This window comes from Corynebacterium sp. CCUG 69979, assembly GCF_024454095.1.
In the GTDB taxonomy this organism is placed as follows: Bacteria; Actinomycetota; Actinomycetes; order Mycobacteriales; family Mycobacteriaceae; genus Corynebacterium; species Corynebacterium genitalium.
Map to the genome: position 1 here is coordinate 77,604 of NZ_JAGPZA010000002.1, position 24,829 is coordinate 102,432.

Sequence of the window (24,829 nt, forward strand, 5' to 3'; positions counted from 1 at the left end):
GACCCCTATGGAGAAAGCTGAAACTTCGGACCGCTCCGTCGTAAGGTCCACTGGCTCAATGGCAGTGGCGACGCTGATGTCGCGCATCACCGGCTTCATCCGCACGGTGATGATCACATCGGCGCTCGGCGGCGCGGTGGCGTCGGCATTCATCTCGGCGAACACGCTGCCGAACATGGTCACGGAGATTGTGCTCGGCTCGGTGCTCACCGCCTTGGTGGTGCCGGTGCTGGTGCGCGCGGAGAAAGAGGATCCGGACCACGGCGCCTCCTTCATCCGGCGGCTGTTCACGCTGACGTTCACGCTCGTGACTGTCGCCACGGTAATCACGCTCGTCGGTGCACCACTGCTGACACGGCTGATGCTCGATGGCGACGGCCAGGTCAACGTCGTTCAGGCCACCTCGTTCGCGTATCTGCTCTTGCCGCAGATCATGTTCTACGGCTTGTTCTCACTGTTCATGGCGGTGTTGAACACGAAGGAAGTGTTCCGCCCCGGCGCGTGGGCGCCGGTGGCGAACAACGTGGTGACCATCACAGTCATGGCGCTCTACATGCTGGTGCCGGGGTCCATTCACCCGGACGACCCGACACCTGTCACCGATCCGCACGTATTGTTGTTAGGCCTCGGCACCACGTTCGGCGTGGTGGTCCAGTGCCTGATCATGCTGCCGGCGCTCAGGCGCACCGGCGTCGACCTGCGGCTCGAGTGGGGCATCGACGACAGGTTGAAGCAGTTCGGCGGGATGGCGTTGGCCATCATCACCTACGTGGCCATTTCGCAGCTCGGCTACATCATCAATAACCGCATCGCCTCGAGCGTCCACGAATCCGCGCCGATCATTTACGCGAACCACTGGCTGCTGCTGCAAGTGCCCTACGGCATCATCGGTGTGACGCTGCTGACGGCGATCATGCCGCGGCTGAGCCGCAACGCCGCCGACGGCGATGACCAAGCCGTCGTCCGCGACCTGACACTCGGCACGAAGCTGACGTTCATCGCGATCATCCCGATCATCATGTTCATGACGGCGCTGGGCCCCGACATCGGCACCGCCCTGTTCCGTTACGGCAACTTCAGTTCCGAGGACGCCCGCACCCTGGGCCTGACGCTGAGTTTCTCCGCGTTCGCCCTCATCCCGTACGCGCTGGTGATGCTGCACCTGCGCGTTTTCTACGCCCGCGAGGAGGCGTGGACGCCGACGTTCATCATCGCCGGCATCACCTTCACCAAGGTGGTTCTGGCGTTGCTGGCTCCGTTCGCGGCGACGCGCCCCGATCAGGTGGTGGTGCTGCTCGGCGCCGCCAACGGCTTCGGCTTTGTCGCTGGCGCTGTCATTGGCTCTTTCCTGCTGCGCAGCAAGCTCGGATCGCTGGGCACAGGAGAAGTCCTCAAGACCTCCGCATGGGCAGCGGCTGCTGGGCTGGTCGGTGTCGGGGCGGTCTTCGCCGTGCGCTCGGTAGTGCGCATGGTCTCGCCCGAGCGCAGCTCCGTGGGCATGCTCATCGAGATCGCCGTTCTGGGCATCATCTTCGTCGCCGTCACCGCTGTGGTCCTGTCCTTCTCCAACCTGCCGGAGGTAGAGACGGTCATGCAGCGCTTCAAGCGCAGCACTCCGGTGGAGGAGTCCGCGCCGGCTCTATCCACCTTCATGCTGGAGGACACTTTCAATGCGTCCCCGGTCCCGCCGCCGATGTCCGCCGGTGTCGTCCGCGGGCCGCGCCTGATCCCGGGTGCCGCGGTGTCCGACGGGCGTTTCCGTCTGCTGAAGGACCACGGTGCCGCCACCGGCGCCCGCTTCTGGCAGGCCCGGGAGCAACGGACCGGCCGGATGGTGGCGCTGACGTTCGTGGACACGTGCGGTGCGGCACCGCTTGCTCCTGTCGCTCCGCGCCAGGCTGCTATCGACGCCGCCGGTGTCTCCCACCGCACCCACCGCCTGCGCGAACTCCAGCTGCCCGGTGTGGCACCGATCATGGAGGCGATTCCGTACCGCATGGGCTGCCTTGTGGTCTCGGACTGGGTACCGGGGTCGTCCCTCAAGGCCGTGGCCGAGTCGGGCGCCCCGCTGCTCGAGCAGGCAGTCGACGACGCAATGGTGCCGCTGAATCAGTCCGTGGCCTTCGCGCACCAGCACGGCGTCCCCCTTGGCCTGGACAACCGCGACCGCATGCGCGTGACTGAAGACGGCGCCATCGTCCTAGCGTTCCCCGCCGTCCTGCCGGGCGCGGACCTTGATTCCGATAACGCCGCCCTGGGCTTCGCGGAGGACCTGCTGCACAACCTCTCTGGCGAGGGACCTGGCGAGACCGTGCAGGTGCCAGTGGAGCAAGAGATCGATACACCACCGGTGCGCGGTTTCGGCGAGCGCGGTCTCGGCGCATTCGGCATCACGGCTCTGGTGGCGGTAGCAATCAGCGCGGTCCTCATCGTCGCCCTGTTGACCACGTACATCCTCAGCCAGTTCCGCGACGAGCCGGACAACCCGGTGCGCGACGTGGCTACCGAGTCCGGCCCGGTAAGCCAGGCGCAGTCGCTTCCGGTTTTCATCGCCCCGCTGACGGTGGAGCCGGAGAATTTCGCCCCGCTTGTCGACGGCGACGGCGCCACCACCGCCACCGTCACCCCCGGACAGAAGTTCACGATCACCACGGATGGCCCCTTCATCGCCGATCAGCTGATCTTCCACACCGAGCCCGGCCCTGGGCTGGAGTACACCATCTACGGTCTTGCCGGAGGCAACCGCGAGGTTCTCGCAGAGGGCACGCTCACCAGTGGCCCGCAGCATACCGTCGACATCACCGACAACCCGACGCTCAACGGGCTGGAGATCGCTTTCACGGGTGCGGATGGCACGGCGGTTGCGGTGCAGGAGGTCAGCGTCGTCGGCAAGCGTGCGTTGCACACTGGAGTGCGCAACAACTAAGTGCGTACAGGTGCGCGCGCGTGCCACAATCGGGGTGCAGCACAGGGGGATCAATCGGGGGGACACCATGCATGCACAGCACTACAGCGACAAAGCGCTGGTGGCGGCCTATCTTGCGGGGGATCAGCGCGCGTTCACGATGATCGTGCAGCGCCACCGCCGCCAAATGTGGGCGCTCGCGCTGCGCTACACCCGCAATGAGCATGACGCGCAGGATGTCATGCAGGACGCACTGCTCAAAGCAGCAGTGAAGATGGAGACGTACCGCGGCGAATCGGGCCTGGGGACGTGGCTGTGCCGCCTCGTGCTCAACGCAGGCTACGACCATTTCAAGCGCGCGGACAACAAGCGCCGCCACGTGAGCATCGACGACGACGAGAAGATCAGCCCCGACACCAACCGGGCTCTGTCCCATGAACCGCTGACGCACCTCGACCGCAGGCTCGCGCTCATGCAGGTGCTGGGCAAGCTTCCTGCCGCGAACCGTTCTGCGCTGCTGCTTATCGACGTCGCAGGCCTGTCCATCAACCACGCCGCCCGCGAGCTCGGCGTGCGCCCCGGGACAGTGAAGTCCCGCAGGTACCGTGCCCGGGACATGCTGCTGCAGATGATCGATGAGGACGTGAATCTTGTTAGTTAGGATCACTTGACCTAAGCACTACACTGACAGCCATGACTGAGCCGCAGATCCCCAACATTCCCTCCGCCAACGCGCTTGGCGCGTTCGCTCCGGAGACCGCGACGACTGAGCCGATGCAGGAGGCCGCTGCCACGTCTGCCAACCCGGACGAGGTGCAGGAGGTCATTGTCATCGGATCCGGCCCGGCCGGGTACACCGCTGCGCTGTACACCGCCCGCGCCGACCTGAAACCGCTGGTCTTTGAAGGCTACGAGTTCGGCGGTGAGCTGATGAACACCACCGAGGTGGAGAACTACCCCGGTTTTGAAAACGGCATCATGGGCCCGGACCTGATGATGGAAATGCGTGCACAGGCAGAGCGCTTCGGCGCGGATCTGCGCGCTGAGATGGTTGACCGCGTCGAGCTGGACGGCGACATCAAGAAGGTCCACGTGGCCGATGAGGTCTACTCCGCCAAGGCCATCATCTTGGCCACCGGCGCGGCTCCGCGCCACCTGGGCATCCCGGGTGAGCAGGAGCTAACCGGCCGCGGCGTGTCCACGTGCGCGACGTGCGACGGCTTCTTCTTCAAGGACCAGCACATTGCTGTCGTCGGCGGCGGCGACTCGGCAATGGAGGAGGCGACCTTCCTCACCCGCTTCGGCTCGAAGGTGACCATCATTCACCGCCGCGAGGAGTTTCGCGCCTCCCAGATCATGCTCGACCGTGCGAAGGAGAATGAGAAGATCGAGTTCCTCCTCAACTCCGTCGTGGAAGAGGTCATTGAGGACGGCGGCAAGGTCGCTGGCCTGCGCATCAAGGACACTGTCACCGGCGAGGAGTCCACGTTGGACGCCACCGCGATGTTCGTCGCGATCGGCCACGACCCGCGCTCCGGTTTCCTGAACGGCCAGGTGGATACCGACGAGGGCGGGTACGTCATCGTCGATCAGCCGAGCACCAAGACGTCGGTGCCGGGCGTGTTCGCCGCCGGCGACTTGGTGGACAACTACTACCGTCAGGCCATCACCGCCGCCGGCTCCGGCTGCCGCGCGGCGATCGACGCCGAGCACTACTTGGAGGCCCTCTCATGACAGCGATCAACGTCACACAATCCACGTTCAAGTCTGAGGTCGTCGAGTCCGACATCCCGGTCCTGGTGGACTTTTGGGCCGAATGGTGCGGCCCGTGCAAGAAATTGTCTCCGCTTCTCGATGAGATCGCAGAAGAGATGGACGGGCAGATCAAGGTGGCCAAAGTCAACGTCGATCAGGAGCGTCTCCTGGGGGCGATGTTCCAGGTCATGTCCATCCCTAACGTCATGATCTTCTCCGGCGGCGAGAAGGTCGACGAGTTCGTCGGCCTGGTACCGAAGCAAGAGATCGTATCCCGGGTGCGCAACCACCTCTGAGCCATTCCGGACCAATAGCAGTACTATGAGACTGTCCATTTGGCCGACTGTCTGAAAGGTGAGAAGTGTTGCGTATTTATCGGGTGGGTGACTCCAGCGCGCGCGTCGCCGAAGTCCGCTCGACCCTCGCACGCTTGGGGTTGCTCCCCGGCTTTGAGGGTGACGTGGGCGAGTGGAATCGCCGCAGCTTCTCCCAGGCAGAGATGCTTTTCGACGATGAATTGGCCCAAACCCTCAAAGCCTTCCAGCAATCCCGCGGCATTTTGCCCTCCGGTGAGATCGACGAGATCACACTGCGGGAGCTGCGCCACGCCTCCTACACGCTGGGCGCGCGCGTCCTGTCGTACCAGCCGACCCAGATCATGGTCGGCGACGATGTCGGCCAACTGCAGAAGCAGCTGCAGGAGTTGGGCTTCTACTCGGGGCGTATCGACGGTCACTTCGGCCCCGACACCCACGCGGCCCTGCAGGATTACCAAATCAACTACGGCATTCAGGACGACGGGATCTGCGGCCCGGAGACCATGCATGCCCTGAGCTTGCTCGGCCGCCGCATCACCGGCGGGTCCACCCAGGCCATCCGCGAGCGCGAGGTGGTCCGCCTTGCCGGTCCGCGTTTGGCGGGGAAGAGGGTGGTGATCGACCCGGATATAGACGTCGATAAGCATGCCGTCGTGCAGGGGCCCTACGGTGAGATCTCTGAAGAGGACATTCTCTGGGACCTGGCGTCGCGCGTGGAGGCGCGGATGATCGCCGCCGGCATGGAGACGATCATGTCGCGCCCGCGCGGGGACAACCCGTCGCCGAAGGCGCGCGCGGACCTGGCCAACAGTTTCGACGCTGACCTGGTGATCTCGCTGCAGCTGGACCGCTACCAGAACGAGAAGGCCAATGGTGTGGCCACGTTCTACTTCGGTTCGGAGCTGGGCGCCTCGTCGATGACGGGGGAGACCCTGTCTGGCTACATCCAGCGCGAGATTGTCGCCCGCACCCCGCTGGGCAACTGCTTCAACCACGGACGCACGTGGGAGCTGCTGCGCATGACGCAGATGCCGTCCGTCGCCGTGGTGGCGGGCTACCTGACCAACCCGCACGACGTGGCCGTGGTGACGGACCCGACGCAGCGCGACGCGATCGCCGAGGCCATCGTTGTCGCCGTGAAGCGCCTTTACCTGCTGGAACAGGATACCCAGCCGACGGGCACCTTCACGTTCACGGAACTGCTGCGTCAGGAACGCGCGTGAGCATCCGCGACGAGGTCGAGGATGTCTTCGATGATGTGATCGAAGAGATCCATCCGGAGATCTTCAACGACCCCGATTTTCTGCCGGGGCTATACGGAGTGGGCCCGTTCCTCGACCTCGTTGCGGAGCTGTCCGACAACATTGACACGGTGCTCGAGGCGACCGGGGCGAAACAGGTCGATCTCATCGCGCACTCGCAGGGCGGCAACGTCGCGGCGCATTACGTGTCCAACAACCGGCACGAGGAGCACATCAAGGTCCGCCGCGTGGTCACCATGGGCACGCCCTTTTACGGCACGGACTTCAGTGGCTGGGTGCCGCGCGTGCCGTGGTGGATTATCAACCTGCTCGGCGGCCCGGGCGCGAAGGAGCAGCTGCAAGGCGTCAACGCTCCGGTGACGGATCCGCGGGTGGTGTACACCTCGCTGTACTCCCGGGCGGACACGTGGGCGACGCCACACAGTTCGTCTTTCCTGACGTCCGACAACGGGGCAGATGTCGCAGTCAAAGCCATTCCCAGCGGCCCGAAGCACCCGCTCATGCCGCGGGATATGGAGATCGCGGAGCTGACTAAATGGGGGCTTGAGCGAGAAGCTCAGCAATCTCGGCCTCACTGAGCAGCCCCTGTTCCGGCGGCAGCTCTAGGCGCAGCCGCGGAATGACAGGGTGGTCGGCGACGATCTTGAACCCTGCCGACTCGAGCACCTCCACCGGCATCAGACCGATCTGCTCCGCGTGCTCGACGATAGTCTTGCACATCCCGGTCAGTTCGTGCGTGAAATCCGCCTTCACCCCGAATGCTTCGACCGCGGGGAGGCCGCGGGAAGTGAGGGCGACCACTGCGGCGTCGACAAGCACTGCCTCCCAGCCGATGCCCGCGAAGGCTGCGTCGATATGCAAGCTGGTCAGGCAGTACGCGTCGGCGGAGACAGGCGCGGTGGGTAGGCGCACAGCCCCAGGAGCGGCCGAAGGCGGGCACATCAGCAAGGTGGCATGCGCCCGCTTATCGACGATCGAAAACCCAGCCGTCTTATGCTCGTACACCAACGCGAGCAACCAGGCCGACTTGTCCATCTGGGAGTCGATGCCCTGGTAGTTCTCGCTGAGCGGGTCGAGTTCCCAGAACACGCTGCGCGCGGCCTGCGGATGCAGGTTACTCAGCGTGGACGAGGTGAGCGCGACAACGCTGGCCCGGGGCAGGCTCATGCTCCCTCGATAAGCCCCATAATGCGCTCGAAGTCATCGCGGTCGCCGAACTCGACGACGATCTTGCCTTTCCGCTTGCCCATGGTGACGGAGACTTTGGTGTCCCATTCGTCAGCAAGGCGCTCGGCGGCCTGGGAGAGGAACTCCGGCTGCGGTGCTGGCTCGCGCTTGGTCTTTTCGGGCATCACGCCGTTCTTGTTCAACAGCGTGACGGCTTCCTCCGTGGCGCGGACGGACAGACCTTCAGCAACGATGCGGTCGGCGAGCTGCTCCTGAGCCTCCGGGCCCACCTTGACGCCCAGCAGCGCGCGGGCGTGGCCGGCGCTCAACACACCGGCGGCGACGCGGCGCTGCACCGGCACCGGCAGGTTGAGCAAACGGATCGAGTTGGTGATCACGGGGCGGGAACGGCCCAGCCGATCAGCGAGCTGCTCCTGGGTGACACCGAACTCCTCGAGCAACTGCTGGTAGGCAGCGGCCTCTTCCAGCGGGTTGAGCTGAACACGGTGAATGTTCTCCAGGAGAGCGTCGCGCAGCATGTCCTGATCGGACGTGTCGCGCACAATCGCGGGGATGCGCTTAAGCCCCGCCTTGGAGGAGGCGCGCCAGCGGCGCTCACCCATGATGAGCTCATAACCGTCCGACGCCGGACGGACGACGATCGGCTGCAGCAGGCCGAACTCCTTGATGGAGTGAACCAGCTCGGCGAGCTCATCCTCGTCGAAGACGCTGCGGGGCTGCTTCGCGTTGGGGAAGATGTCCCCGATGGGGATCTCCTGGTAGCTCGCACCGATCGAGTCAGCCACCGTCGCCGTCGGGGCGACTTGGGCGGGGATGCTCGGCGCACCCTTGACCTTCTTCGGGGCGGGCTTCTTGCCGATGATCACATCGGCCGCACCGTCACCCAGCGGACCGGTCTTCTGGTGGTGGTCCGCGTTAGACGGGATGAGCGCGGCGAGGCCTTTGCCCAGACCGCCCTTGTTGTTCTTCTTCGGTTGCTCTGCCATGGTTTAGTCCTCCTCACCCAACTCCGCGGCAATTTCCGGGCTGACACCAATCGGGCCCGTGCTGGAATGCGGCTGGTAGTCGCCGCGGGTGGCCAGCTCCATCGCCGCGTCGAAATAGGCCAACGCTCCACGTGAACCAGGGTCGTATTCAATGACCGACTGGCCGAAGCCGGGCGCCTCCGACACCTTCACCGAGCGCGGGATGACATTGCGCAGCACCACATCGCCGAACTGGCCGCGGACTTCATCCACCACCTGCTCTGCGAGCTTCGTGCGCCCGTCGTACATAGTCAGCAGCACCGCTGAGATGTGCAGGTTCGGGTTGAGCGCCTGGCGGATCATTGAGATGTTGTTCAGCAGCTGACCCACGCCCTCGAGCGCGTAGTACTCGCACTGGATCGGGATGAGCACCTCGTCGACCGCGTTCATCGCGTTGATGGTCAGCAGGCCCAGCGACGGCGGGCAGTCCACGAAGACGTAGTCGAAGTCATGCTCCTCCAGGAAGCCTCCGCGCAACGCATCTGCCAAGCGGTACTCGCGGCGAACCAGGCTGACCAGCTCGATTTCGGCGCCGGCTAAGTCAATGGTCGCCGGGATGCACCACAGGTTCTCGTTGTCACTGGAACGCTGCAGAGCTTCCTCCGCAGGCGCATCGCCAATGAGGAGCTCGTAGCTGGAGGTCTCACCATCGCGGTGCGCAGCCCCGAGCGCGGTGGACGCGTTGCCCTGCGGGTCCAAATCAATCACCAGCACCTTGCGGCCCATCCGCGCCAACGAGGCAGCCAGATTCACCGAGGTGGTGGTTTTACCCACCCCGCCCTTCTGGTTGGCCACGGTGAACACGCGCGGGCGCTCCGGCTTCGGCACGGAGGCGCTGTTCGAGTTCATCTGCGCGGCGCGCTGAGCGGCTGCGCCGATCGGAGTGTCATCCCACATGCTTGACAGAGTACTAACTGGACCGGACAATGCGGATCATGGTTGTGGGTTGCTCCAGAACACCCTCACCAACAGTGAAAATATCGGCATCCACGCCGCCGGCTTTCGCGATCTGTTTCGCGTCGCGTTCGAGTTCCTCGCTTACCGACGCCCCCTTCATCGCCACCATCGCACCTCCCGGGCACACCAACGGAAGCGACCAGGACGCCAATTTGCCCAGGGGGGCGACAGCGCGGGATGTCACAGCGTCGAAAAGCATCTTTTTCTGCTCTTCTGCACGACCGCGAATGACCGTGACGTTGGTCAGATCGAGCTCCGCAACGACCTCGCTGAGGTAGCTGGAGCGCTTCAGTAGCGGCTCGATCAGGGTGATGTCCAAATCGGGGCGCGCAATGGCCAGCGGGATGCCGGGAAGGCCGGCACCAGAGCCGATGTCCGCGATGCGCTGGCCTTCCTTGAAGGCCTCGCCAATCACGGCGCAGTTGAAGATGTGCCGGTCCCACAGACGGGGAACTTCCTTCGGGCCAATGAAGCCGCGCTCCGCGGCAGTCGTGGCCAGCGAGTCGTGGTACGCCTGCGCCAACGGCAGACGGTCCCCGAAGATCTCCGCTGCGACGTCAGGCACCCTACTTCCCCTTCTTCTTTTTCTTCTTGCTCTTGTTGTTCTTGCTCAGCTCGTTCTGGATTTGCTGGCGGGTCTTCTGTTCCGACTGTGGTTCCGGTTGCTCTTCCGGCTCAGTCACACCTTCCGGGTGGTTCGTGTTCGCGTTGGTGCGCGCCTGGTTCTGTGCGTCCTTGGCGCGCTGCTTCTTGGAACGGTTATCCACCTTGCGCGCGCCGACCTGCGGGGCAGAAGCACGACGCGCTTCGCGCTTGGCCTCTTCCTCAGCAGCCTCTTCTTTGTCCATCTTGTCGAAGACGAGCTTGGTCTGCACCAGCGTCCACACGTTGTTGGACACCATGTAGGTCAGCAGACCGATGTGCCACAGGAAGCCGGTGAACAGCAGGGTTGCCGGCAGGAACCACAGCATCATGCCGTTCATGGTCTTCATCTGCGTCTCCATCATCTCCGGAGACAGCGGGCCGTCCTGGGACGGCTTCTTGCCGCGCAGCTCATCCTCGGCCTTCTTCTTGGCCATGCGCTTGCGCTGACGGGACATGCTCAGACGGGCGTTGAGGTGGGTCATCACCACACAGATGAGCACCAGCGGCAGAGCCACCATGATGATGTTCATGCGGGTGAAGTCCACCGGGGCGAAGGCCGCGAACTGCTCCTCCGGCATGGACATGTAAGACGACAGCGGGATACCGAAGATGCGGGCATCCAGGAAGGACTGCACGTCTTCGGGGGAGAAGATGTAGTTCGCCGTGTTGCGGTTCTGCTCGATGGACATGCCCAGACCGCCGGCACCAGTACCGGTGCGGTTGAACGAGCGCAGCACGTGGAACAGACCAATGAACACCGGCAGCTGAACCAGCGGAACAATGCAGCTGGCCAGCGGGTTCATCTTGGCTTCCTTGTAGACCTTCTGGGTCTCCATAGCCATCTTCTGCTGGTCGTTTTTGTACTTCGCGCGGATCTCTTGCAGCTGCGGCTGCAGCTCCTGCATCTTCCGGCCGGCGCGCAGCTGGTTGACCATCGGCTTGACCAGGAAGATACGGATGGTGAACGTCAGGAAGACAATGGCCAGCAGCCACGAGGCGCCCGAGTCCGGCGAGAAGATGTATCCGAAAATCTTGTGCCAGAACCACAGCACCGCTGAGATAGGCCAATAAATGAAATTCAGCACAGGTCCAACTAACTCCTGGATCTCAAAAACTACGTCAGCGGTACGGGGTCGTATCCGCCCGGGTGCCACGGCCCGCACTTGCACACACGGGCAACGGCCAGCAAACTCCCTCTGCCTGCTCCATGCCGCGACACCGCCTCTAAGGCGTAGGCGCTGCACGTCGGCTCGAAGCGGCACGTCGAAACCATCTTAAGGGGAGAAACCCACTTTTGGTAAAGCCGCACCGCGCCCACGAGTGCGGAACCCACAGGTCCGCGGGGGGCCGGAATGGCTTCGCCATCGGTGTTGTAGTAGCTCACGTCAGGCGCCCCCGCTTAGATTTCTTGTGCGCGCGGGGGAGGGCGGAGGAGACGTCATCAAGCAACTGCTTGCTCGTGGCCTCCGCTGCTGGCGGCAGGGCGCGCACCACAATGTCCACCTCGCGCGGGAGCTCACTGATGAACCCCGCCAGCACGTGGCGCAGACGCCGCGAAACGCTATGGCGCGTGACCGCGTTGCCCACTTGTTTAGAAACAACTAACCCGAACCGCGGCCCGCCAGTGATGACAGGATCGGTTCGGGTGTAGTAGTGCACCACCACGGTGCGGGTACCAGCGCGCCCGGCTTTGCGCATGACCGTGCGGAAGTCCGCCGATGATGCGAGTTTGTGGGCGCGCGGGAGCACGGTTTACGCGCTGAGCTTGGAACGGCCCTTCTTGCGGCGTGCGGAAACGATGGCGCGGCCGGCGCGGGTGTTCATGCGGGTACGGAAGCCGTGCTTGCGTGCACGACGACGGTTGTTGGGCTGGAAAGTCCGCTTAGGCACGGGTTTACTCCTTGACGTTGCGGCCGCGGGCCCACCGGGGAAGAAGCGGCCAAAGATGGAACTTCAGTGAGAGCGTGCGCATGAAACCCGGTGGTGGAAGCGCAGTGGTCCTCTCACGCACATCCGTCGGGCAACGCCCTGGATGCGACAGACCTAAACAGGATACGGCAGCTGCACGGGGTGACACAAATCGCTGTAGACACAGCTAATTCCCAGCAAACAGGGGTTTTCAGCGGGGGTGACGCTTCCCGCTTCAAGCTACCCCCGAAATAACATGGCTGTAGTTATCCACAGGGGAGCTGGCGACACGCCGACGCTTACTGCGGAAGAGGAGAAGCGAACGTAACGCTGCACCCCGGATCGCCCGATGTAGAAAGTAAACGATTGGGCCATTTGTAGACATCGGGGCTGAACGGAGGGTAAACAGTTCTATCGCCACAACTTCATTGAACAGGAAGCTTCTCCCTGTGGATAAATCTCAAGGAAACCTTAAGGTTCAACGCGGTAACTTATGTTTCTGGCAGGTCAAACCATATTTCTCTTAGGAAAGTGAATTCCACAGCGAGGAGCCTAACTTGTGGAAAAGCTCCGTTGGGGCAAATCCCACACCTGTGGATAACGTTGTGGAGTACAAGGTAGAAGCGATGTTCATATCTGAACGGGATGTGAATAGGCCAGTGGATGATATGCAGTCCAATCATCCATCATCATTCATTGGCTGAGGCATATTTAAGGGAGAAGTAGGCGAGCATGGCATTCGATCAGCAGGCGCTCGACGCGCTGTGGCAAGACGTTGTCAACGAACTTCTCAACCTTTCAGAGCGACCCAACTCACCCGTACCCACATTCACACCGGGCGACCGAGCGTATCTGCGCCTCGTGCGCCCCGTCATGCTTGTCGACGGCTACTGCATCCTCTCCGTCCCGCACTCCGCAGCGAAAAACGTGGTGGAAAATCAGCTCGGCCCTTATATTGTCGAGATTCTCACCCACCACTTGAACCGGCCGTGCAATATTGCGGTCTCCGTCGACGCAGCGGCTCCAGAGCCTGCACCCGAGCCTGAACCGCCTGTGCAGCACACGGCACCGAACCCGACGCCGTGGTTCCCGACCTATTCTGAGCAGGCACGACAATTCCCAGCTCCGATAGCAGGGGAGCAGTTGCCGATGGGCCTGGACGAGCTGGCGCGCATCCACGCGCAGCAGCAAGAACAGCACGCCATTGAAGAATCGGCGCGCCAACAGGCTGCACACCCGGTTGTGGAGGTGCCGCAGCGCATTCAACGCGAAAAGCCCGCGCACGATCCGAACCGCGAGACATCGCTGAACCCGAAGTACACCTTCGAGAACTTCGTCATCGGTTCTTCCAACCGTTTCGCCAACGGCGCCGCTGTCGCCGTCGCCGAGAATCCGGCCCGTGCCTACAACCCGCTGTTCATCTGGGGCGGTTCCGGCCTGGGCAAGACGCACCTGCTGCACGCCGCCGGAAACTATTCGCGCGTGCTGCAACCTGACTTGCGCATTAAATACGTCTCATCGGAAGAGTTCACCAACGACTACATCAACTCTGTCCGCGATGACCGCCAAGAATCGTTCAAGCGCCGGTACCGCGATCTGGACATCCTCATGGTCGATGACATCCAGTTCTTGGAAGGTAAGGAAGGTACTCAGGAAGAGTTCTTCCACACCTTCAATGCGCTGCACCAAGCGAACAAGCAGATCATTTTGTCGTCTGACCGTCCGCCGAAGCAGTTGACCACGCTGGAAGACCGTTTGCGCACGCGCTTTGAGGGCGGTCTGATTACAGATGTCCAGCCACCGGACCTGGAAACGCGCATTGCCATTCTGATGAAGAAGGCAGCTGCCGACGGCACCCAGGTCGACGATGAAGTACTGGAGCTCATCGCGTCGAAGTTCGAGTCGTCGATCCGCGAGCTCGAAGGTGCGCTGATTAGGGTGTCGGCGTACTCCTCACTGATCAAGGAGCCGATCACGCTCGACGTTGCCCAGATCGCCCTGCGTGACATCCTCCCGGATGAAGGCGACATCAAGATCACTGCCACCACCATCAAAGAGGTAGCCGCGGAGTACTTCCGTGTGTCCTTGGACAAGCTCACCGGCGCCGGCAAAACTCGCACGGTCGCGCATGCCCGCCAGCTAGCTATGTATCTGTGCCGAGAGCTGACTGATTTGTCACTACCGAAGATCGGCCAAGAGTTCGGCGGCAAGGACCACACGACAGTGATGTACGCCGACCGGAAGATCCGGAAAGAAATGACGGAGAACCGCGAGACGTACGACGAAATCCAGGAGCTCACGCAGATCATCAAGACGCGAGTCCGCTCACAATAAACTTTCCACACAGTTTTCCACCCCAGTTTGCACCCGCAAGCTGGGGTCTTTCTTTTATCCACAGAGTTATTCACAGCTGTGTAATTCCATGGGTGTAATTAGCCCGGGCGCCCGTGTGATGTTGGTCTCCAATGCTCAATTCACAGGCCTCGACCGAATCACACGCCCCGGTGGATAACGTGTGGGATATCAGGGGCGAAGCGGTGGAAAACGTGTGGTTCGCTGTGCACACAAAAAGCGGCCGATCTTTTGTCCACAAGGAATCGGGGTTTCCCACACGAATTCCACACCCGTCACCCACACGCCGATTCGGCCGACATTCTTGGCATTTGCCCGTTCATCCACAGACTGCACAACACTTACTGTTCTTCCCGGGTTTTTTCTTAGTACTTAAACCAAGAGAAAGAGAGGGTGTGCACAACGCCCGCCGCCGCCCCGCACGACCTGCTTTCACGAATCACAAAAGCCCGTGCCCTTTTTGTTGCAGCGGGCAGGTCAGTCGGTAGGCTGAATGACCAGTTGGCACTCAAGGCCCTAACGCGGCCCGAACGCAGCAGCAACAAGGAGCAGGCAAGCATGGACACCCAGGCAGACGTGAACGTGTCATTCCGCGTCCACAAAGATGACCTCTCGGATGCGGTGGCATGGGTTGCACGCAACCTGCCCACGAAAAACACCCAGCCTGTGCTGCGCGCTGTCGTGATCACAGCGGATGACAATGGTTTGGAATTCGCCGGCTTCGACTACGAGGTTTCTACCCGCGTGCGCATCGCCGCAGAGGTGGACCAGCCTGGTCGCGTCGCCGTAGCCGGCAAGCTCATGGCCGACATTGTTTCCAACATGCCGGCGAAGCCGCTCGATGTTTCTGTTGCCGATAACCAGCGTCTTCTTCTCCAGGGCGGCTCCGCCCGCTTCGAGCTGCCGCTGATGCCGCTCGACGATTACCCGCAGCTGCCGGTCCTGCCCGAGGTCACTGGAACCTTGGACACCACTACGTTTGTCGATGCCATCACCCAGGTCGCTTCTGCTGCCGGCCGCGATGACACGCTGCCGATGCTCACCGGTGTCCACATGGAGGTCTCCGGCAACCGCGTGCAGCTGGCTGCCACCGACCGTTTCCGTTTGGCTTTGCGCTCGCTTGAGTGGGAGCCGAAGGCACCGAACGTCGAGGCGAAGCTGCTCATCCCGGCCAAGACTCTGCTGGATAACGCGCGCACCCTGGACACTCACCTGGAAGAGCCGGTCGAAATCGCCGTCGGCTCGGGCGAGAACGTCGGCGGCGACGGCCTGTTCGGCCTGCACTCTGGCAACCGTGAGACGACCACGCGCATGCTCGACGCCGAGTTCCCGAACATTCAGCCGCTGCTGCCGAAGACCCACACCTCGATGGCTAGTGTCGAGATCGCTCCGCTCATGGAAGCAATCCGCCGCGTCAGCCTGGTCGCCGACCGCAATGCGCAGCTGCGGATGCACTTCCAGCCGGGCGAGGTCACGCTCTTCGCCTCTGGCGCTGAGTCCGGTGAGGCGAGCGAGAGCCTGCAGTGCGCGTTCACCGGTGCAGACGAGCTGCTCATCGCTTTCAACTCCGGCTACCTGCGCGACGGCTTGAACGTCATCCACACCGATCGCGTCGTCTTCGGGTTCACGGAAGCATCCCGCCCGGCGATCATGGTCCCGGAGCCGGATGAGCTGCCGGAAGCTGGCCCGGACGGATCCTTCGAGACTCCAGCGACGAACTTCACGTACCTGCTCATGCCGGTCCGCCTGCCGGGCTAAACCAGGTCCATCACCCGTGTATCTCCGTGAGCTCGACCTACGGGATTTCCGTTCCTGGCCTGAGCTGAACTTGGCGCTCGAGCCTGGGGTCACGGTCTTCTCCGGCCGCAACGGCCACGGCAAGACGAACATCGTCGAGGCCGCGATCTACACCGCGACGCTGGCCAGCCACCGCGTGTCCCAGGATCAGCCGCTCATCCGCACCGGCGCCAACAATGCGCGCATCTCGGCGACTACGGTCAACGACGGCCGCGAACTGACCACCCATCTGCTGATCAAAGCCCGCGAGCAGAACCAGGCGCAGATCAACCGGACCCGTCTGAAGTCCCCGCGCGAGATGCTCGGCGTGCTGCGCACGGTGGTCTTCGCGCCGGAGGATCTTGCCCTGGTCAACGGTGAGCCCGCGGAACGCCGTCGATTCTTAGACACGCTCGCCAGCATCCGCACCCCGCGCTTCGGCGGGGCGAAAGCCGACTACGACAAAGTTCTGCGCCAGCGCAACGCTCTTCTGCGTTCGTCGAATATGGCGCTGCGCCGCGGCTACAACGACGATTCCGGTGCCGCCGCGCTGAGCACCCTGGACGCGTGGGATGCGCAGTTGGCAGCGTTCGGCGCGCAGGTCGTCGCAGGCAGGCGCGTGCTTATCGACGCCCTCAGCAACCCCGTCCACACCTCCTATTCCTCCGTCGCACCCGAATCCCGACCAGCCGCGATCGAGTACTCCTCCACACTGGACAAGGCCGTCACCGAGTTGGCCGGCGAACCCTCCAACGACCCGGCGATCCTGGAGGCTGCCTTTCTCACCGAGCTCGCTCGCCGGCGCCGTGATGAAATCGATCGCGGGACCACGCTCGTTGGCCCGCACCGCGACGACCTGTTGCTCACGCTCGGCGACCAACCGGCGAAGGGATACGCTTCCCACGGCGAGACCTGGTCGTTCGCCCTCGCACTGCACCTGGCTGAGTACGCGTTGCTGTCGGAAGACGGCGTGGATCCCGTGCTCATTCTCGACGACGTTTTCGCTGAGCTGGACGCGAAGCGCCGTGAACGGTTGGTGGCTGTCGCACAGCAAGCGGAGCAAGTGCTCATTACCGCTGCGGTCGGCGATGACCTGCCCGACAACCTCGATGAGCATGTCGCCGCCCGCTACTCGGTGGTGATGGAAGACGGGATCTCGCGGTTGGAGGAGTCGTGACCGACAACCAGGAACCAGTCGACTTGGTCACTGCGACGTTCCAGAACCTGCGCGCTACGGCTAAGCGCCGCAACGGAAAGGTCCCCAATCTGGCGAAGGCGCAGAAGGTGGTGCCGACGCGCTCACTCGGCAAGGGTGACGGGCCCACACCAGTCGTCCCCGGATTAGACCTGACACACGAGACCAGGAAACCGCGGAGTTTTCGCGGCCGGCCCACCGGTGCGGATGGTCGCGCGCTGCCGCGGTCGTATGAGGTGTCGGGGTTCGCGTCGTTAGTAAAAAAGGAGATTGAGCAGCGCGATTGGACGGAATCCATCGCGCACGGCTGGGTGATGGGCAATTGGGAGGAGCTCGTCGGCGCGAAGATCGCGCAGCACACCGAGGTCACCATGATCAAAGACGGCGAAGTCTTCGTCGCGTGCGACCAAACGGCGTGGGCGACGAACCTGAAGTACATGCAGTCGACGGTCCTGGCCAAGATCGCAGAGAAGATCGGGCCGGGTGTGGTGACCAAACTGCATGTGTTCCCTCCGAAGACGAAGAACTGGCGCTACGGGCCGCTGCATGTCAAGGGCCGCGGTCCAAGAGATACCTATGGATAAGTGTGAACGATTCGGTGCCCCGTTTTTCGCCACCTGGGGTTTCTCCGACGCATTCCCTCTGGGAGGTTGAATCGTTCACACGCTGCCCGGATCAGGCCCCACACGCTCGGCCGCTACCAGGAATGTCTGCAGCAGCATGTAAAATAACCACGGTTAAGCAAGCTTTTTCCAAGGAGAGTCGTTCACGTGGCTGAGCAACAACCGAACTACGACGCGTCATCGATCACCATCCTCGAGGGGCTGGAGGCCGTCCGCAAGCGTCCCGGTATGTACATCGGTTCCACCGGCAGTCGCGGCCTACACCACCTCGTGTGGGAGGTCGTGGACAACTCCGTCGATGAGGCAATGGCAGGTCACGCGGACAAGGTCGAGGTCACGCTGCTTGCCGACGGCGGAGTTCAGGTCGTGGACAACGGCCGCGGCATCCCCGTGGAAATGCACCCGTCGGGCGCGCCGACAGTCCAGGTGGTCATGACCCAACTGCACGCCGGCGGCAAATTCGACTCCGAGTCTTATGCTGTTTCCGGTGGTCTCCACGGTGTGGGTATCTCTGTGGTGAATGCGCTGTCCACCCGCGTTGAAGCGGACATCAAGCGCGATGGCAAGCACTGGTACCAGAACTTCACCAACGCGATCCCGGACGACCTGGTCGAGGGCGATAACGCCCGCGGCACTGGAACGTCGATCCGGTTTTGGCCGGACGCGGAGATCTTCGAGACTGTCGAGTTCGACTACGACACCATTTCCCGCCGCCTGCAGGAAATGGCCTTCCTGAACAAGGGTCTGACCATCACCCTGAAGGACGAGCGCGTCTCCGATGAAGAGCTCGAGCTTGAGGCGATCGCCGAAGAAGGCGACACGGCTCAGGTTGTGGAGGGGGATTCGTTTGCGGATGAGGATGTCGTCGATAAGCACGAAGACGGCGACGTCGCTCCGACCTCGAAGAAGAAGCGCGAGAAGAAAGTCACCTACCACTACCCGAACGGGCTGGTGGATTACGTGAACTACCTCAACCGCACGAAGACGGCGATTCACCCGACCATCGTCGGTTTTGAGGCGAAGGGTACTGACCACGAGCTCGAGATTGCGATGCAGTGGAACGGCGGCTTCAAGGAGTCTGTCCACACCTTTGCCAACACGATCAACACGCACGAGGGCGGCACGCACGAGGAGGGCTTCCGCGCGGCACTGACCTCCCTGATGAACCGGTACGCGCGCGAGCACAAGCTGATCAAGGACAAGGACCCGAACCTCACCGGCGACGACTGTCGCGAGGGCCTGGCCGCCGTGATCTCTGTGCGCGTGGGCGACCCGCAGTTCGAGGGCCAGACCAAGACCAAGCTGGGCAACTCCGAAATCAAGGGCTTTGTGCAGCGTGCGGTGAACGAGCACCTCAACGACTGGTTCGATGCAAACCCGGCGGAGGCAAAAGTCATCATCAAAAAGGCCGTGTCTTCCTCTCAGGCTCGTGAGGCTGCGCGCAAGGCCCGTGAGTCGGTGCGCCGCAAGTCCGCAACCGATCTGGGCGGTTTGCCCGGCAAGCTCGCCGACTGCCGCTCGAAGGACCCGGTGGCCTCGGAGCTGTTCATTGTGGAGGGCGACTCCGCGGGCGGTTCGGCCAAGCAGGGCCGCGACTCGATGTACCAGGCCATTCTCCCTCTGCGCGGCAAGATTCTGAATGTGGAGAAGGCGCGCCTTGACCGCGTGCTGAGCAACAATGAGGTCCAGGCGATCATCACGGCGCTGGGCACGGGCATCAACGACGAATTCGACATCTCCAAGCTGCGCTACCACAAGATCGTGCTCATGGCCGACGCCGATGTGGACGGCCAGCACATTGCGACGTTGCTGCTCACGCTGCTCTACCGCCTCATGCCGGAGCTCATCGGCGATGGCCACGTGTTTTTGGCCAACCCGCCGCTGTACAAGCTGAAGTGGCATAAGGGCGAGCCGGGTTACGCCTACTCCGATGCGGAGCGCGACGCTGAGCTGGAAGAGGGCCTCAACGAGGGCCGCAAGATCAACACCGACGACGGTATTCAGCGCTACAAGGGTCTCGGCGAGATGAACCCGGGCGAGCTGTGGGAGACCACCCTCGATCCGGAGAACCGCATCTTGCGCCGCGTCGAGCTTGAGGATGCCCAGCGCGCCGACGAACTCTTCTCTATCCTCATGGGCGATGATGTCGCTGCCCGCCGGTCCTTCATTACCCGCAAGGCGAAGGACGTGCGCTTTCTCGACGTTTAGGAGGTTTTCCCCTCAAACTTGGGCGCTCTCCCCGCCAGTGCTGGCACAATAGCCTGCATGACGTCCGTGGATGAGCATTACACCTTGTCGTACCTGCCGGATCACTCTGTGAGCACGGTTTATTGTTTCGAGCCGAAAGAGCCGCGCGCCGGCGCGCCGCTGGTGATGATGTGGCCCGGGTTCGGCATGGGTGCGCGGTATTACCGTCCGTTGGCGAAGGAACTGGCGTCGCGCGGGTACTACGTGGCTATCGGTGAGTTGCGCGGCCAGGGCACGAACACCACGAAAGCGATGCCGGATAACCAGTGGGGCTACCACAACTTGGCATCGGAGGATTACCCGGAGGGCATCAAGGCGGCGAAGAAGGAGCTCTCGCTTCAGCCCAACCATCCCACTTATCTGCTGACACACTCCATGGGCGGCCAGGTGGGCTCGATGTTCCTGGCACGGCCGGAGGCTAAAGAGCTCAACGTCCAGGGTCTGATGGGAGTCGGTTCCGGCAGCCCCTACCACCGCGGTTTCACCGGGAAGGACCACGTGCGCGCTCTGCTTGGCGGGCAGATGATGGGCCAGGTGGCCAAGCTGCGCGGCGTGTGGCCGGGCGGCGCATTAGACATCGCCGGCTATGGTCGCCAGTCGGGTCGGCATGTGTACGAGTGGTCGCGCTTTAGCCGCATGAACACTATCGCGGATCTTCAGGGTCAGGACATCAACTACGCCGAGGAAATCAAGAACGTCCGCGTCCCGGTGCTGCTGACCCGGTTTGCGAACGATTCCGAGTGCACCCTTGAATCCTGCGAGTACCTTCTCGAGCACCTAGAGAAAGCACCACGTAAGGCCGAGGAGCTTCCCGGCCGACTGGGCCACAACCGCTGGGCTCGTGAGCCGAGAATCGTGGCGGACCGTTTCGAGGAGTTCGTCGCGCAGCAAATCTAGTCCCACGAAACCCCGTCGCTGAAGGCAGTTACCGTCCCGATACCGCCTGAGGTTTTAGCCGAAAAACTGGTGAATGCTTAAGCCCGTTCTAAGCTTCACCCGGTTCCGTAGCGTCACCTGTTTATACACGTAAACCGAGCTAGTAGTTACGTACCGATTGTGCAAAAGTATCGTCTGGATCCTCCGGTTCCTCAGGTTCTTCCGACCGGGGCAGCTCCGGTTCCAGCGCGGGCACGGTCCCTGCGCCGGAGGCTGAGCCAGCAGCGCCCGGCTCCGAGTAACCGAAGATAACGCTAAGGCGGTCACCCTTTTCGGTGGCCGCCTTTCGCCTTCCCTGGGGATGTTTTCAACGATTCTCCCTCGGCGGTCACTCCCGGCTGGTATAAAAAGAGACACGTGACACGGGGTGCCCTCTGGGGGCTGAGATAAGACCCGTTGAACCTGATCCAGTTTGGACTGGCGGAGGGAATGTCACGGGGACGCTCCTGCGCACCAGTGCGCGTGCACCCGTGGGCCTTTCGCCAGGAGGAAAGAAACGCCCGAGGACAATGAAGATCTCCAAAAAGCTCGCAGTGTTCATGGCTGCGTTGGCGGGAGTGTTCATGCTCACCGCATGCGCGGACAGTGCAGACCAGGCAGGCGGTGGTGCCGGCGGCGCTGGCGGCGACAAGATCCGCATCGCGCTGGACTGGACGCCGAACACGAACCACACTGGCCTGTACGTGGCCATCAACAAGGGCTACTTCAAAGACGCCGGTTTGGATGTGGAGGTTCTGCCGTACAACGACTCCAACCCGGATCTCATGGTCGATGCCGGGCAGGCGGAGTTCGGCGTGAGCTTCCAGGACACCGCTACGATCACTATGGCTGCTGGGGCAGACGTGCGCTCGGTCCTCGCGGTCCAGCAGACCTGGTCCACTGAGGTCTCCGTTTTGGCGGACCGCGACGAGATCAAGAGCCCGGCTGACCTGGACGGCCTGACCTACGGCGGCTTCGCTAACCCGTCGGAGGAAGCCACCATGCGCGGCGTCATCCAGGCCGCCGGCGGCAAGGGCGACATCGAGACCGTCACCCTGGGCACCAGCGCGTATGAGGCGCTGTACAACGGCGACGTGGACTTTACCGTCCCCTTCGTCGCCTGGGAGGGCATTGAGGCCGCAGATCGCGGCGTCGAGCTGAAGAACTTCGCCTACACCGACTACGGCTTCCCGGACTGCTACAACGTGATCATCCTGGGCAACGGCACCTGGCTGGAGAAGAACCCGGAGCAGGCGAAGAAGTTCGTCCAGGCACTCCAGCGCGGCTACCAAGACTCGGTCGATGACCCGGATGCTGCAGCCCAGATCCTGCACGAGGAGAACTCGGACCTGCTGACGGACGTGGACTTCCTCAAGCGCAGCCAGCGCATGCTCGCCGAGAAGTACATGCTCGATGAGGGCGGCAAGTTCGGCCGCCAAACCGAGGAGCACTGGGCTGAGCTGGGCACGTTCCTGGGGGAGCAGGGCCTGCTTGTGGATGCCAACAACAAGCCGCTGACCGAGGACCCGGACTGGTCGACCTACTTCACCAATGAATACCTCGCGGATTAGCGTCGTCACGCCGGTCGTCTTCCTCACCGCCCTCATTGCGGTGTGGGAGGCTGCCGTGCGCCTGACCGGGGTCCGCCCGCAGATCCTCCCGGCGCCCAGCCGGGTGGTCACCGCCGGGTGGGAGCAGCGCGAGGTCATTGCCGGCCACGCCGCGTCCACGCTGGGCGTCACGCTCGCTGGCTTCGCGCTGTCTATGGTGTGCGCGTGGTTCATTGCCATCGCGGTGGACTTCTCGCCCACACTCAAGCGCGGCCTCATCCCGCTGCTGGTGGCCTCGCAGACGATCCCCGTGATCGCCATCGCTCCGCTGATGATCATTTGGTTCGGCTTCGGCATGCTGCCGAAGATGCTCGTGGTCGCTCTGGTCACGTTCTTCCCGGTGGCCATCGGGCTGATCGAGGGTTTTGACCGCACTGACCGCGAAGCGTCGAACCTGTTGCGTTCCATGGGGGCCAGCCGCTGGCAGGAATTCAGTTTGGTGAGGTTGCCGTCGGCTCTCCCGTCGTTCTTCACGTCCTTACGCATTGGCATCACCTACGCCGTGACGGGCGCGATTTTCGCTGAGTACGTTGGTGCGCGCCAGGGCTTGGGCATTTACATGAGCGTGCAGAAGAACGCGTTCCGGACGGACCTCGTGCTCGCGGCGGTGGCCGTGACGGCGGTGCTCAGCATCGCGCTGTACCTTTCCACGTACCTCATTGAGCGTGCCGTCATTCCGTGGCACGCGGCCGAAAGGAGGGCGCGCCGTGGCTGAAACACCCCGCCTCTCACTCCAGTCCGTCAGCCGCACATTCGGGGCGTTGCACGTGCTTGACGGTGTCTCCTTCGACGTCGCGCCGGGGGAGTTCGTCTCCCTCGTCGGGCCATCGGGCGCGGGCAAATCAACGCTGTTCAACATCATCGCAGGCCTCGACGCGCCCGGCGCAGGCACAGTGCTTTTCGACGGCACCCCCGCCGCCGGCCGCCGCGACCTCACCGCCTACATGCCCCAAAAGGACTTGCTCTTCCCATGGCGCAGCATCTTGGCGAACGCGGCACTCGGGTTGGAAGTCCAAGGCGTGCCGCGGAAGGAAGCGCGCGCCCGGGCCCGCGCATGGTTCCCCCGCTTCGGCCTGGACGGTTTCGAGGACTCGTTGCCCTTCGAGTTGTCCGGCGGCATGCGCCAACGTGCCGCGCTGCTGCGCACGGTGGTGCAGGAGCGCAGCACCCTGCTTCTTGATGAGCCGTTCGGCGCCCTCGACTACCTCACCCGTCAAGAACTCCAAACGTGGATGCAGCAGGTGTGGGCCGACAACTCGTGGACGGCGCTGCTGATCACCCACGACGTGCGCGAGGCCGTCATGCTGTCTGACCGCGTGGTCGTGTTCAGCCCGCGGCCGGCCACGGTGCGCGAGATCGTGGAGATCGACTTGCCTCGCCCCCGCGGGATCGATGTGCTCGCATCCCCGGAGTTCGGTGAATACGAACGGCAGATCCTGTCGCTGCTTTAACTTTCTTTGATTCCGTGGGCTGACCCCACGGAATCGAGCGCCTGCTGCCAAAAGTCGCGCTCGAGGCGCGATGCGGTGCGGAAGATGTCCAGCAGGCGCTCAAACCGCGGTGTCCCCACGAGGTCCTCGGCGGGCATCTCGGCAAGCCGGTCCAGCGTCTCGATGGATGCCTGGCCCATGCCTTGGAAGTCCTCGGCGGCGTAGGTGGTGATCCAGTCGCTGTACGGGTGATCCTTGCGGCCCTCCAGGCGCGGGGCAAGGTATGTGCCGATCTCGGCGTACCCGATCTGGCACGGAGCCAACGCAATCTGCAGCTCCAGCACGTCACCGGCCAGACCCGTGTCGATCACGTAGCGGGTGTAAGCCACGGTGCCCATCTTCTCCGGGGCGCGGTCGAGCTCGTCTTCGGAAATGCCCCACTCGGCGGTGAGCTTCCGGTGCAGCTTCGTCTCGTCGATAATGCCGGACATCGCGGTGCTCACGGCTTCAATCTCCGACAGACGACGGCTCTTGAACGCGGCCAGGGCATGCGCCCGGGCGAAGTGCACGAGGAAGAGGTAATCCTGCACGAGGTAGTCTTGGAAAGCTTCGAGGGGCAGTGTGCCGTCGCCAAGCTTTTCCACGAACTCGTGCTTCGTGTATTCCTCCCACTCCGGCGCGCGGGACTTCAGTTCTTCATACAGCGTGGTCATGGTTGC

The 24,829-nt window shown here is 63.0% G+C and carries 24 protein-coding genes and 1 riboswitch; of the genes, 15 read left to right on the top strand and 9 right to left on the bottom strand.

The window, feature by feature from the left end; all coding sequences use genetic code 11:
* Positions 1 to 7 precede the first annotated feature (7 nt).
* From murJ to KBX18_RS02060, 6 genes are all read left to right on the top strand, one after another.
* Complete coding sequence (murJ, locus tag KBX18_RS02035) at positions 8 to 2,926, top strand: murein biosynthesis integral membrane protein MurJ (RefSeq protein ID WP_255994630.1); 2,919 nt, start codon at positions 8 to 10, stop codon at positions 2,924 to 2,926.
* Between the two features lie 67 nt (positions 2,927 to 2,993).
* Positions 2,994 to 3,566, top strand: coding sequence for a sigma-70 family RNA polymerase sigma factor (locus KBX18_RS02040; RefSeq protein ID WP_255994631.1), 573 nt, complete (start codon positions 2,994 to 2,996; stop codon positions 3,564 to 3,566).
* Between the two features lie 113 nt (positions 3,567 to 3,679).
* On the top strand, positions 3,680 to 4,639 hold the full coding sequence (gene trxB / locus KBX18_RS02045; protein ID WP_255994740.1) for a thioredoxin-disulfide reductase: 960 nt from the start codon (positions 3,680 to 3,682) through the stop codon (positions 4,637 to 4,639).
* Positions 4,636 to 4,956 (top strand): thioredoxin, encoded by a 321-nt coding sequence (gene trxA / locus KBX18_RS02050; RefSeq protein WP_005287722.1) that lies wholly within the window; start codon positions 4,636 to 4,638, stop codon positions 4,954 to 4,956. The genes trxB and trxA overlap by 4 nt, the downstream gene beginning before the upstream one ends.
* Before the next feature lie 65 nt (positions 4,957 to 5,021).
* A complete protein-coding gene (locus KBX18_RS02055) occupies positions 5,022 to 6,200 on the top strand; it encodes an N-acetylmuramoyl-L-alanine amidase (protein WP_255994632.1) in 1,179 nt (392 codons plus the stop codon).
* Entirely contained in the window at positions 6,197 to 6,817 is a 621-nt protein-coding gene (locus KBX18_RS02060; RefSeq protein ID WP_255994633.1) for an alpha/beta fold hydrolase, read from the top strand. Before KBX18_RS02055 ends, KBX18_RS02060 begins: the two co-directional genes overlap by 4 nt.
* Here the strand turns inward: KBX18_RS02060 and KBX18_RS02065 are convergent.
* From KBX18_RS02065 to rpmH, 8 genes are read right to left on the bottom strand one after another with little or no spacing between them, the layout of a single operon-like run.
* Positions 6,771 to 7,406 carry a hypothetical protein gene (locus tag KBX18_RS02065; RefSeq protein ID WP_255994634.1) on the bottom strand — a complete coding sequence of 212 codons (636 nt, stop codon included), beginning with the start codon at positions 7,404 to 7,406 and terminating at the stop codon, positions 6,771 to 6,773. The two genes, KBX18_RS02060 and KBX18_RS02065, sit on opposite strands and share 47 nt — an antisense overlap.
* A complete protein-coding gene (locus KBX18_RS02070; RefSeq protein ID WP_255994636.1) occupies positions 7,403 to 8,413 on the bottom strand; it encodes a ParB/RepB/Spo0J family partition protein in 1,011 nt (336 codons plus the stop codon). Before KBX18_RS02070 ends, KBX18_RS02065 begins: the two co-directional genes overlap by 4 nt.
* Before the next feature lie 3 nt (positions 8,414 to 8,416).
* Entirely contained in the window at positions 8,417 to 9,349 is a 933-nt protein-coding gene (locus KBX18_RS02075; protein WP_305082889.1) for a ParA family protein, read from the bottom strand.
* A gap of 13 nt (positions 9,350 to 9,362) precedes the next feature.
* Positions 9,363 to 9,974 (bottom strand): 16S rRNA (guanine(527)-N(7))-methyltransferase RsmG, encoded by a 612-nt coding sequence (rsmG, locus tag KBX18_RS02080; protein ID WP_255994637.1) that lies wholly within the window; start codon positions 9,972 to 9,974, stop codon positions 9,363 to 9,365.
* Between the two features lies 1 nt (position 9,975).
* Entirely contained in the window at positions 9,976 to 11,139 is a 1,164-nt protein-coding gene (gene yidC / locus KBX18_RS02085) for a membrane protein insertase YidC (protein WP_255994638.1), read from the bottom strand.
* 29 nt (positions 11,140 to 11,168) lie between these two features.
* Complete coding sequence (gene yidD, locus KBX18_RS02090; RefSeq protein ID WP_156774791.1) at positions 11,169 to 11,438, bottom strand: membrane protein insertion efficiency factor YidD; 270 nt, start codon at positions 11,436 to 11,438, stop codon at positions 11,169 to 11,171.
* Positions 11,435 to 11,803 (bottom strand): ribonuclease P protein component, encoded by a 369-nt coding sequence (gene rnpA / locus KBX18_RS02095; protein WP_255994639.1) that lies wholly within the window; start codon positions 11,801 to 11,803, stop codon positions 11,435 to 11,437. The genes yidD and rnpA overlap by 4 nt, the downstream gene beginning before the upstream one ends.
* 3 nt (positions 11,804 to 11,806) lie before the next feature.
* Positions 11,807 to 11,944: a 50S ribosomal protein L34 gene (gene rpmH, locus KBX18_RS02100; protein WP_005287695.1), complete on the bottom strand. Its 138-nt coding sequence runs from the start codon at positions 11,942 to 11,944 to the stop codon at positions 11,807 to 11,809.
* Between the two features lie 750 nt (positions 11,945 to 12,694).
* On the opposite strand from rpmH, the gene dnaA reads away from it, so the two are divergent.
* The 9 genes from dnaA (at position 12,695) to KBX18_RS02145 (ending at position 24,131) form a co-directional block, all read left to right on the top strand.
* Entirely contained in the window at positions 12,695 to 14,296 is a 1,602-nt protein-coding gene (dnaA, locus tag KBX18_RS02105) for a chromosomal replication initiator protein DnaA (protein WP_255994640.1), read from the top strand.
* Positions 14,297 to 14,872: 576 nt separating this feature from the next.
* Positions 14,873 to 16,072 carry a DNA polymerase III subunit beta gene (gene dnaN / locus KBX18_RS02110; protein WP_255994641.1) on the top strand — a complete coding sequence of 400 codons (1,200 nt, stop codon included), beginning with the start codon at positions 14,873 to 14,875 and terminating at the stop codon, positions 16,070 to 16,072.
* A gap of 16 nt (positions 16,073 to 16,088) precedes the next feature.
* Positions 16,089 to 17,267 carry a DNA replication/repair protein RecF gene (gene recF, locus KBX18_RS02115; protein ID WP_255994642.1) on the top strand — a complete coding sequence of 393 codons (1,179 nt, stop codon included), beginning with the start codon at positions 16,089 to 16,091 and terminating at the stop codon, positions 17,265 to 17,267.
* Entirely contained in the window at positions 17,264 to 17,869 is a 606-nt protein-coding gene (locus KBX18_RS02120) for a DciA family protein (protein WP_255994643.1), read from the top strand. Before recF ends, KBX18_RS02120 begins: the two co-directional genes overlap by 4 nt.
* Before the next feature lie 186 nt (positions 17,870 to 18,055).
* Entirely contained in the window at positions 18,056 to 20,116 is a 2,061-nt protein-coding gene (gyrB, locus tag KBX18_RS02125) for a DNA topoisomerase (ATP-hydrolyzing) subunit B (protein WP_255994644.1), read from the top strand.
* A gap of 57 nt (positions 20,117 to 20,173) precedes the next feature.
* On the top strand, positions 20,174 to 21,052 hold the full coding sequence (locus tag KBX18_RS02130; RefSeq protein WP_255994645.1) for an alpha/beta fold hydrolase: 879 nt from the start codon (positions 20,174 to 20,176) through the stop codon (positions 21,050 to 21,052).
* A 392-nt stretch (positions 21,053 to 21,444) separates the two neighbouring features.
* Positions 21,445 to 21,538: riboswitch (TPP riboswitch) on the top strand.
* Between the two features lie 62 nt (positions 21,539 to 21,600).
* Complete coding sequence (locus KBX18_RS02135) at positions 21,601 to 22,641, top strand: ABC transporter substrate-binding protein (protein WP_005287672.1); 1,041 nt, start codon at positions 21,601 to 21,603, stop codon at positions 22,639 to 22,641.
* Complete coding sequence (locus KBX18_RS02140) at positions 22,622 to 23,395, top strand: ABC transporter permease (RefSeq protein ID WP_005287669.1); 774 nt, start codon at positions 22,622 to 22,624, stop codon at positions 23,393 to 23,395. The genes KBX18_RS02135 and KBX18_RS02140 overlap by 20 nt, the downstream gene beginning before the upstream one ends.
* Entirely contained in the window at positions 23,388 to 24,131 is a 744-nt protein-coding gene (locus KBX18_RS02145; protein WP_005287667.1) for an ABC transporter ATP-binding protein, read from the top strand. Before KBX18_RS02140 ends, KBX18_RS02145 begins: the two co-directional genes overlap by 8 nt.
* Here the strand turns inward: KBX18_RS02145 and tenA are convergent.
* Positions 24,128 to 24,823: a thiaminase II gene (gene tenA, locus KBX18_RS02150; protein ID WP_255994646.1), complete on the bottom strand. Its 696-nt coding sequence runs from the start codon at positions 24,821 to 24,823 to the stop codon at positions 24,128 to 24,130. The two genes, KBX18_RS02145 and tenA, sit on opposite strands and share 4 nt — an antisense overlap.
* Between the last annotated feature and the right edge of the window lie 6 nt (positions 24,824 to 24,829).

Excerpts from the sequence above, each read along its gene's own strand:
- trxB (WP_255994740.1), top strand. The coding sequence starts at position 3,680 with ATGCAGGAGGCCGCTGCCACGTCTGCCAACCCGGACGAGGTGCAGGAG.
- KBX18_RS02065 (WP_255994634.1), bottom strand. The coding sequence starts at position 7,406 with ATGAGCCTGCCCCGGGCCAGCGTTGTCGCGCTCACCTCGTCCACGCTG.
- trxA (WP_005287722.1), top strand. The coding sequence starts at position 4,636 with ATGACAGCGATCAACGTCACACAATCCACGTTCAAGTCTGAGGTCGTC.
- KBX18_RS02130 (WP_255994645.1), top strand. The coding sequence starts at position 20,174 with ATGACGTCCGTGGATGAGCATTACACCTTGTCGTACCTGCCGGATCAC.
- tenA (WP_255994646.1), bottom strand. The coding sequence starts at position 24,823 with ATGACCACGCTGTATGAAGAACTGAAGTCCCGCGCGCCGGAGTGGGAG.
- dnaA (WP_255994640.1), top strand. The coding sequence starts at position 12,695 with ATGGCATTCGATCAGCAGGCGCTCGACGCGCTGTGGCAAGACGTTGTC.
- dnaN (WP_255994641.1), top strand. The coding sequence starts at position 14,873 with ATGGACACCCAGGCAGACGTGAACGTGTCATTCCGCGTCCACAAAGAT.
- KBX18_RS02140 (WP_005287669.1), top strand. The coding sequence starts at position 22,622 with ATGAATACCTCGCGGATTAGCGTCGTCACGCCGGTCGTCTTCCTCACC.
- KBX18_RS02070 (WP_255994636.1), bottom strand. The coding sequence starts at position 8,413 with ATGGCAGAGCAACCGAAGAAGAACAACAAGGGCGGTCTGGGCAAAGGC.
- KBX18_RS02040 (WP_255994631.1), top strand. The coding sequence starts at position 2,994 with ATGCATGCACAGCACTACAGCGACAAAGCGCTGGTGGCGGCCTATCTT.
- KBX18_RS02075 (WP_305082889.1), bottom strand. The coding sequence starts at position 9,349 with ATGTGGGATGACACTCCGATCGGCGCAGCCGCTCAGCGCGCCGCGCAG.
- murJ (WP_255994630.1), top strand. The coding sequence starts at position 8 with ATGGAGAAAGCTGAAACTTCGGACCGCTCCGTCGTAAGGTCCACTGGC.
- KBX18_RS02135 (WP_005287672.1), top strand. The coding sequence starts at position 21,601 with ATGAAGATCTCCAAAAAGCTCGCAGTGTTCATGGCTGCGTTGGCGGGA.